This is a genomic window from Collinsella sp. AF37-9 (genome assembly GCF_003475115.1).
Classification (GTDB): domain Bacteria; phylum Actinomycetota; class Coriobacteriia; order Coriobacteriales; family Coriobacteriaceae; genus Collinsella.
Map to the genome: position 1 here is coordinate 59350 of NZ_QROQ01000009.1, position 9415 is coordinate 68764.

Here is a 9415-nt window from a genome sequence, read left to right on the forward strand (position 1 = left end):
CTGCCCAAAGGTCCTACAGAAGTTCTCGACAAGCCCCTCCCCCATAGCAGCAAAATAGGGGCGCCCGCATCAGCAGACGCCCGTAAAGCTAAAACGATTTATCAATAAATGGACAATACGTCTTCAGCCAAACCTCTACTTTGCCCCGTGACCCATCTCGACAACCTTGGTTAGCGATCCAAACACGCCTTCGTCGGCCACGAGCTGCGCCTCGGCACGCTGCAGCTGCACGGCAACGGCGGCAGGGGCGGTACCGCCCTCGGTCGTGCGCGCGGCGACAATCGACGGGATATCGAGCGCCTCGGTAATATCGCGCTCAAAGAGCGGGCTTGCCTCCTGGAACACCTCAAACGGCAGGTCCTCAAGATTGCAGCCGCGCTTCTCACACATCAGGACCAGGTGCCCCACCACGGCATGTGCCTCGCGGAACGGTAGACCGCGCTTTGCCAGGTAATCGGCAACATCGGTGGCGGCAAGGTGCCCCACGCCGCACTCGCGCGCCATGGCATCCTCGTTGACGGTCCAGGTCGAAATCATTCCGGCCATAACGGACAGGCACTGCATGAGCGTGTGAGCGGTATCGAGCGCGCCCTCCTTGTCCTCCTGCAAGTCCTTGTTATAAGCGAGCGGCAGGCCCTTCATGGTTACCAGCAGCTGCATCAGGTTGCCGTACACGCGACCGCTCTTACCGCGGATAAGCTCGGCAAAGTCGGGATTCTTCTTCTGCGGCATGATGGACGAGCCGGTGGAGTAGGAGTCTGAAAGCGTGATAAAGCCAAATTCGGAGCTCGACCACAGCACGATCTCCTCGGAAAGACGCGACAGGTGCATCGCCATGACGGATCCGGCGTAATGCAGATCGAGCAGGAAATCACGGTCGGAAACCGCATCGAGCGAGTTGGGAATCACGCCCGCAAAGCCAAGTTCGGCAGCCGTCATCTGGCGATCGAGCGGATAGCTCGTACCGGCAAGCGCGGCAGCACCCAGCGGGCAGTTGTCGGCGGCATCAAAGGCGGCCTTCAGGCGCGTAAAGTCGCGCGCGAACATCCAGGAATACGCCAGCAGATGATGCGAGAGCAGCACGGGCTGAGCGTGCTGCATATGCGTGTAGCCCGGAAGAATCACCTTGTCGTACTTCTTGGCCGCATCCACCAGCACATGGCGCAGCTCAAGATTGGCCTCCATGAGCTCCTTGGCCAGCGCCTTGACGCCCAGGCGCGTATCGGTCGCCACCTGGTCGTTGCGCGAACGCCCAGTATGCAAGCGCTTGCCAGCCTCGCCGATACGACGCGTCAGCTCGCTTTCGATGGACATATGAATGTCCTCGTCGTTGATATCAAAGGTGAAGTTGCCGGCATCGATATCCTGTTCGATTCCGGTCAGGCCCTCGGCAATCGCCTGCTCGTCCTCGGCGCTGATAATGCCCTGGGCCGCCAGCATCTTGGCATGTGCCTTAGATCCGGCGATATCCTGCTTATAGAGATGTTTGTCAACCGGCAACGACGCGCCAAACTCCTGCGTGACCTCGGCCACGCCTGCCTCAAAACGACCGCCCCAAAGAGCCATGGAACCGTCCCCTTTCATCAAATCCCAAAACAAGCGCCCAAAGCAATGCGCCCTGTCGCTAAAGCGATTTCTCAACCGCTAGTTTTGCATATTCCCCACCATGTGCGAGGCCATATAGCTAATTTGCAAAGAAGTGACGCGCCATGCACTTGGCGCCCAACGTCTCCCTCCGGATGTTGCCCTGCGAACCATCGATCCAGGCCTTTAGGCTCATAGGAACGTCCTCGACCTTTGCAGCATCGAACTCGGGCGCGAGGGCAAGTAAAGCATGCGCGATAGCATTGAACATAATGGATACTCCCCATATATATATATAGGCGCAGGGCCGTCAAATTGATAGGAGGAGCCCCGCCGGACAACCCCGGCGGGGCTCGGACTCAGCCGCAGACGCGGCATCATATATGCGGGCGGAACGTAGGGGCCACCGATGTTAAGAAGTGTCAGCAAGCATAACGAAAGGTAGGGACCCCATGCGCCCGTTATGTATCACGCGGATGGGCCGCGCGGATACCAAAGGAAGGAGGCGCTAGGCCTGGGCGGCAGCAGAGCTGGGGCCCTGGACCTTAGCCCACGTCTTGAGCGACAGCGTATCGATCTCGATAAAGCCGGCGCTGGCCTTCTCGTCAAACGTAGTGTCGCGGTCGTAGGTAGCCAGACCGTAGTCATACAGGCTAAACGGGCTCTTGCGGCCGACGACATGGCAGTTGCCCTTAAAGAACTTCAGACGGACGGTGCCGGTCACGAACTTCTGGGTGTCGGCCATAAAGGCATCGAGCGCGTTTTTGAGCGGGCTGTACCACTGGCCGTTGTACACGGCGGTGGCCCAATCCTGCTCGAGCTTAATCTTGGTCTTGAGCAGGTCGCCCTCGACGCAGATGTCCTCGAGCGCCTTGTGGGCGGTGATGAGCGTCAGGGCGCCAGGAACCTCGTAGCACTCGCGACTCTTGAGGCCCACCAGACGATCCTCGACCAGGTCGAGACGGCCAAAACCGTTGTCACCTGAAATCTTGTTGAGGGCGATGACGATCTCGGAGAGTTTCATCTTCTTGCCATCGACGGCGACGGGCTTGCCCGCCTCAAACTCAATCTCGGTGTAGGTCGGGGTGTCCGGCGTGTCCTCGGGGTTCTTGGTCATAACCCAGGCGTCATCGAGCGGCTCGTTCCAGGGATCCTCCAGGTGACCGCACTCGATGGCGCGACCCCACAGGTTGTCGTCGATGGAATAGGGGTTGTCGTTGGCGCCCTCGGGAACCGGCACGTTGTGGGCGTGAGCATAGGCAACCTCATCGGGACGGCACTTCAGATCCCACTCGCGAACCGGGGCGATAACCTTAAGCTCGGGGTCGAGGGCCTTGACGGCAGCCTCAAAACGAACCTGGTCGTTACCCTTGCCGGTGCAGCCGTGGGCGACGTAGGTCGCGCCAAACTCGTGAGCGACCTCGACAAGCTTCTTGGCGAGCAGCGGGCGAGACAGCGCGGAGAGCAGCGGGTACTTGTTCTCGTACATGGAGTTTGCGGCGATGGCCTTAGTCAGGAACTCATCGGAGAACTCGTCGCGCAGGTCGAGCACCTGGCAATCGAGAACGCCCAGGTCAAGCGCCTTCTGCTTCTTGGCATCCAAGCCGGTCTCCTCCTGGCCCACGTTGCCGCAGACGCAAACGACATCGAGATTCTTCTCGTCCTGGAGCCACTTGACACATACGGATGTATCAAGACCACCGGAATATGCGAGAACGACTTTTTCCTTGCTCATGGCTGTTTCCTTTCGCCCTTGGTAGCTAGTTAGAACATCGGTCAGTTGCAAGTCATTTCGAGGTCAAAAAACCGTGCAATATCAGGTTAAATAGCAAAAAGCAGCACAGCATGCCCTAGAAACATGCGTTTATATCGTGCTAAAACCCAACGACCTCAAAATGACTCTGTTGGGGCATTTCACCCCATACGAACAGAGACGATTGTTATCGTCGTCGGGAAATTGCGCGCTGGCGTCGGATGGCATTATCTGCAGTGGTGATGATCTTTACGAACTGCATCTGCCTCTCCTTTCACCTATCGCCGGGCGCAATTCTAATATCGTAAACGGTACCTTTTCTTCGGTAAGCGGTTGTATTTCCGTCTCCGTTTTCGATGGTCGCTATATTACGCTAAAGTGCCCGCAGCACAAGCGACAAATTCAAATTTCTGAAAAGTTTTTTCATTACTTTGTGAAGCGTGGTGCAAATACGCTCCGTTCCTGCGACAATACGCTCAGTTACTGGTTGATGGTTATAACGTCTGAAACAATTTCGAAACGAAAGGCGCGCTTTTATGCAAACTTACGAATCGGACACCAATATCGGAAGCATTAAGATTCTCGCCGTCGACATGGACAAGACGCTGCTCACCGACAAGCGCGTGTTGCCGCAGGGTCTTGATGAGCGCCTGGACAAGCTCGCCGACGCAGGCATTGTATTCTGCCCCGCCAGCGGACGCCCCGCCCCCAAACTCGAGGAAATGTTCGAGAGCATTAAGAACCGCCTTGCTTTTTGTCCCGACAACGGAGCCTGCGTCATCTATCGCGGCAGCTATATCTATAAGAGCAACATCGATGTGGCGCTGTATCAGCAGGTGCTCGCCCGTGCCTCGGAGGACCCGCGTGCCGTTCCCGTCTTGTGCTGCTACGACGAGTTCTATGTGCTCGCCCGCGACCATCAGTACCACGACGAGATCAGCGTGTACTACAACACGATCAACTACGTCGATAGCTTTGAGGGCCTTGATATCGAGTCCAACAAGATTTCGATCTTCTTCCCCGCCTACGATGCCGAGCCAGCGTTTCGCGAGGACTACAGCCCCGAGTTCTCGGACAAGCTCTACGTCACCAACGCCGGGCGCGAGTGGATCGACTTCATGAACCTGGGCGTCGACAAGGGGTCGGGCGTCGCGCACCTGTGCGACCACCTGGGCATCGATATCGCCGACGCCGCCGCCGTGGGCGACACCTACAACGATATTCCCATGCTCGAGCGCGTCGGGCATAGCTTTATCGTGGACAATGCCGAGGAGCACATGAACGCGCATGCCAAGTGGCGCATTCCGAGCAACAACGACGGGGGCGTACTGACGCTCATCGACGCCATCCTGGCGGCTCGGTAGCCGTCCCATCGGGCCTGACCGGGCGGCACGGGATAACTTTTCGCTCGGTCAGGTCCTGCGCAAGACGAAAGCCACATTAAGTGGCTTTCTTTGCGTGCGGAATCTACGAAAAGTTAACCCGTGCCGCCCGGCCAGGCCCTAGGTTTACTTTCCTGCCGCCAAGATGGCGTCTTGAGTGTCTAGATACTTAGCTGAAATGATTTGAGCAGAGGGGAGCTCCTTGTTGGGGAGGGGCTCCCCTCTGTTTTGGTTACTGTGGGACAAATTAATCAGTAGTGTTTGTCCCAAATCTTAAGTATGTGGGGGCTTGCGTCTTGGGCGAGCTTGCCTTACGGAGTGCTTCCCTATTTCGCGTCGGCCCAGGTTATGCCGGTGCTGGCTTCGGCGATTAACGGTACGCGGAGCTCCACCACATGCTCCATGACGTCGCGGACCATCGCCGTAAGCGCCTCGACCTCATCCACCGGGCACTCAAAGTCCAGTTCGTCGTGCACCTGCAGGATCATGTGGGCGGCAAAGCCTTCTTCTTCCAGGCGGCGGCTCACGCGGGCCATCGCGATCTTGATGATGTCGGCTGCGGTGCCCTGCATGGGGTGGTTCATGGCCGTGCGCTCGCCAAAGCCGCGGAGCTGCGGGTTTTTGGCCTTGAGCTCTGGAATATGGCGACGGCGGCCGTACATAGTCTCGGCATAACCCGTCTGCTTGGCACGCGCCACCACGTTGTCGAGGAACGTGCGCACGCCCGGGTAGGCCTCGTAGTAGCGGTCGATCATGTCGCGCGCCTCGGCCATCGAGATATGCAGCGACTGCGACAGGCCGTAAGCCTGCTGACCGTACACGATGCCAAAGTTCACGGCCTTGGCGCGACTGCGCAAATCGGGCGTCACCTCGGACACCGGCACGCCAAACACGCGTGCGGCCGTCTCGGCATGGAAGTCCTCACCCTCGTTAAAGGCGCGCACCAGGTGCTCATCACCTGAGAGATGCGCCAGCAGACGCAGCTCGATCTGCGAGTAGTCCACCGCCAAAAAGACGCTTCCCTCGCCTGCCGAAAACGCCGTCTTGACGGTACGGCCCAGCTCCGAGCGCGTCGGGATGTTCTGAAGGTTCGGGTCACTCGAGGACAGACGACCCGTCGCCGTGATGGTCTGGTTGTACGTGGTGTGCACGCGACCGTCACCACGGCGCAGCGGACCCAGCGTGTCCAGATAGGTGGACTTGATCTTAGACTTCTCACGCCAGTCCAAAATCAGGCGCACAATCTCGTGGTCGCGGGCAAGATCGCTCAACACCTTGGCGTTGGTCGAATAATAGCCGCGCTTAGTCTTCTTGAGACCCTTGGTCGGAAGGCCAATCACGTCAAACAGCACGTGCGAGAGCTGCATGGGACTGCCGATGTTAAAGGTCTCGTCGCCGGCCAGGTCGCGAATGCTCCGCTCGACCTCGGCAATCTGGGTCGCCAAGCCCTCGGACAGACTATGCAGGCGATCGGGGTCCACGAGCATGCCCGCGCGCTCCATCTTGGCAAGCACCGGCACGAGCGGCATCTCGATGCCATCGAACACGTTGGCGGCGTTCTCGCGGGCCATGCGGTCGCGCAGCGGCGCCACGAGCGCCAGCGTCAGGGCCGCAGTGCGGGCAGCAGGCGCAGGAGCGTCCTCGCCAGCACCCTCCGCGCCGCGCACCGCAGGCAGCGCCATCTGCAGATAGGTTTCGGCCAGATACGCCTCATCAAACTCGGAGCGGTCGGAATCCAGCAGGTAGGCGGCGACCACGGTATCGAAGATGCGCGTGGAATCGGCGGCCAGCGGATCCATGAGCTCGGGCTCAGAAGAATCGATGGGCGAAAGCTCATGCAGCAGCGCCTTCATATCCGGGCTCGCAACGCGGCCCTCCATAAACAGGCGCGCGAGCACACCGGCGATCACGCCGTGGGCAACGTTAAAGCCATCGACCTCGCCAGGCGATGCGCCGTCGCCCTCCTCGAGCGCAAACAGCCCCTTGGACGTCGCCAGCCACAGCGTACGCGTCAGGCCAAAAAGCGCGCCCTCCTCCTTGTCATCGTCCACCACGGCGGCAATCCACTCGCCCGCATCAATCGCGCGAGCGATCTCGGCGACAGCGGCAGCAAGCGCCTCGGCATCGCCGGCAGTGGCGCGCGAAACGGCAGGCAGCTCAAACGTGCTGGCAGCGGCCGCAGCCCCACCCTCGCCGCCAATCAGCGAGAGAAAACGGTTCTGCATGGCCGTAATGCCGAGCGTGCCCAGCGTAGCGGACACCTCGTCGGCAGAAAACGCCGGGAAGGACGTCGCATCAAAGTCGAGCTCGACAGGCGCATCGGTACGAATGGTTGCGACCTTGCGGCTCAGCAGCGCGTCGTCGATATGCGCGCGCAGGTTCTCGCCCATCTTGCCCTTGACCTCGTCGGCATGTGCGATGACCTCGTCAAGGCTGCCGTACTGCGCGATGAGCGCGCTCGCCTTTTTGGGGCCGATGCCCGGTACGCCGGGAATGTTGTCCGACGTATCGCCCTTCAGACCGTAAAAATCGGGCACGAGCGCCGGCGTGATGCCGTGATACAGGTCGTCCACGCTCTCGGGCGTCATAATCGCCACGTCGGACAGGCCTTTGCGGGTCGAGACCACGTTGACGTGCTCGGTCACGAGCTGATACATGTCGCGGTCGCCGGTCACCAGCAGCATGTCGCAGCCGGCTTCCTCGCCCAGGCGCGCCATGGTGCCCAGGATATCGTCACCTTCCCAGCCCTCGGACTGCAAAATCGGCACATTGAGCGCAGCGAGCAGCTCCTTAATCATGGGGAACTGCGCGTGCAGGTCGGGGTCCATGGGCGGGCGCTGCGCCTTATACTGCGGCAGCATCTCCATGCGCACGCGCGGCTTGCCCTTATCAAACGCCACGACCACACCGTCGGGGTTAAAGGCGTCGATCATCTTGAGAAACATGTTTAAAAAGCCAAAGATCGCGTTGGTGGGGCGACCGTCCGGCGCGTTCATGGTGGGCGGCACGGCGTGGAAGGCGCGGTGCATGAGCGAGTTGCCGTCGATAACGGCAAAGGTGCGGCGCTTGTCAGACATATTGAATACCTCGCTTTGGGCTGGGCACGATTTGCTCCCACCAGTTTACACGCTCCCCGCCTCGCGGCCACCGCACATCAAGCTCCTCCGCCACCGCGCGCCCGCGCGTGATACGATGGCTCACGGTACATTAACCAGCACGATCGATCCGAAAGGAGCCTGCGTCATGGAGCGTCCCTGCGCATGGAAAAAGTACACGCCACAGCAGATCGAGGAGCTCGAGGAGCTTTGCCGCGGCTATAAGCAGTTTTTGAGTGAGAACAAGACCGAGCGCCTGTGTGTCAAGGCCGGCATCAAGATGGCCGAGGAGGCGGGCTACGTCGACCTGGAGACCGTGATCGCCGAAGGCCGCGAGCTCAAGGCAGGCGACAAGGTGTACGCCGCCAACCACGGCAAGGACCTTATGCTCGTCAACCTTGGAACCGCCCCGCTCGAGCAGGGCTTTAACATCCTGGGCGCCCACGTGGACTCGCCTCGCCTGGACCTCAAGCAAAATCCCGCCTTCGAGGCCGGCGACATGGCCTACCTCGACACGCACTACTACGGCGGCGTCAAGAGCTACCACTGGGTGGCCTCCCCGCTCGCGCTTGTGGGCGTCATCTGCAAAAAGGACGGCACCACCGTCGACATCAACATCGGCGACAAGGCTGACGACCCGGTCTTTACCATCTCCGACCTGCTGATCCACCTCTCGAGCGAGCAGATGTCCAAGCCGGCCAAGGACGCCGTCGACGCCGAGATCCTCGACGTGATCGTGGGCGGCCGCCCCGTCAAGTTCGATGAGGACGACAAGGACGCCCCCAAGGAGCCCGTCAAGCAGATGTTCTTGGATATCCTCAAGGAACAGTACGATGTCGAGGAGGAGGACTTCCTCTCCGCCGAGATCGAGGTCGTGCCCGCCGGCCCCGCCCGCGACATGGGTCTCGACCGCTCCATGATTTTGGGCTATGGCCACGACGACCGCGTCTGCGCTTACCCCTCCATGCTCGCCCAGATCAACGTGGCAGACGTCGAGCGTACGAGTATCACGCTCATCGTCGACAAGGAGGAGATCGGCTCCGTGGGCGCCACCGGCATGACGAGCCGTTTCTTCGAGAACACCGTCGCCGAGATCATGACGCTCGCCGGCGAGAGCAGCCCGCTGGCCCTGCGCCGCGCACTCGCCCACAGCCGTATGCTCTCCTCTGACGTGTCCGCCGGCTTCGACCCGGGCTACGCCGGCAAGTTCGAAACCAAGAACGCAGCCTTTATGGGTCGCGGCCTGTGCTTTAACAAGTACACGGGCAGCCGCGGCAAGGGCGGCTCTAACGACGCCGACGCCGAGTATGTGGCCCTCATCCGCGACATCATGGACGAGGCCGGCGTGGACTTCCAGACCTGTGAGCTCGGCCGCGTCAACGCGGGCGGCGGTGGCACCATCGCCTACATCATGGCCAAGTACGGCATGAACGTCATCGACTCCGGTGTTGCCGTCCTGTCCATGCACGCCCTGTGGGAGGTCGCCAACAAGGCCGACATCTACGAGGCCTATCGCGGCTACAAGGCCTTCATCGAGCGCGCCTAACCAACCCTTCGGTAGCGCGCAGAGATGTGGTGTAAGAGGCGGGGCATGCCCCGCC

6 protein-coding genes are annotated in these 9415 nt (G+C 60.4%); 2 read left to right on the forward strand and 4 right to left on the reverse strand.

Translation table 11 applies throughout. The features are described from left to right. Positions 1 to 135: 135 nt before the first annotated feature. From argH to DW024_RS04440, 3 genes are all read right to left on the reverse strand, one after another. Entirely contained in the window at positions 136 to 1566 is a 1431-nt protein-coding gene (argH, locus tag DW024_RS04435) for an argininosuccinate lyase (RefSeq protein ID WP_117843482.1), read from the reverse strand. Between the two features lie 118 nt (positions 1567 to 1684). After that, on the reverse strand, positions 1685 to 1855 hold the full coding sequence (locus DW024_RS10055) for a hypothetical protein (protein ID WP_156058436.1): 171 nt from the start codon (positions 1853 to 1855) through the stop codon (positions 1685 to 1687). 237 nt (positions 1856 to 2092) lie between these two features. Beyond that, entirely contained in the window at positions 2093 to 3319 is a 1227-nt protein-coding gene (locus DW024_RS04440) for an argininosuccinate synthase (RefSeq protein WP_035138001.1), read from the reverse strand. 554 nt (positions 3320 to 3873) lie between these two features. On the opposite strand from DW024_RS04440, the gene DW024_RS04445 reads away from it, so the two are divergent. Next, positions 3874 to 4701 carry a Cof-type HAD-IIB family hydrolase gene (locus DW024_RS04445; protein WP_117798202.1) on the forward strand — a complete coding sequence of 276 codons (828 nt, stop codon included), beginning with the start codon at positions 3874 to 3876 and terminating at the stop codon, positions 4699 to 4701. A 344-nt stretch (positions 4702 to 5045) separates the two neighbouring features. Here the strand turns inward: DW024_RS04445 and polA are convergent, their stop codons facing one another. Continuing rightward, the gene (gene polA, locus DW024_RS04450; protein ID WP_118377061.1) at positions 5046 to 7796 is read right to left on the reverse strand and encodes a DNA polymerase I; all 2751 of its coding nucleotides are present in this window, start codon (positions 7794 to 7796) and stop codon (positions 5046 to 5048) included. Between the two features lie 166 nt (positions 7797 to 7962). Here polA and DW024_RS04455 point away from each other — a divergent pair, with 166 nt between their 5' ends. Further along, positions 7963 to 9360 (forward strand): aminopeptidase, encoded by a 1398-nt coding sequence (locus DW024_RS04455; RefSeq protein WP_118065220.1) that lies wholly within the window; start codon positions 7963 to 7965, stop codon positions 9358 to 9360. The last annotated feature ends 55 nt before the right edge of the window (positions 9361 to 9415 follow it).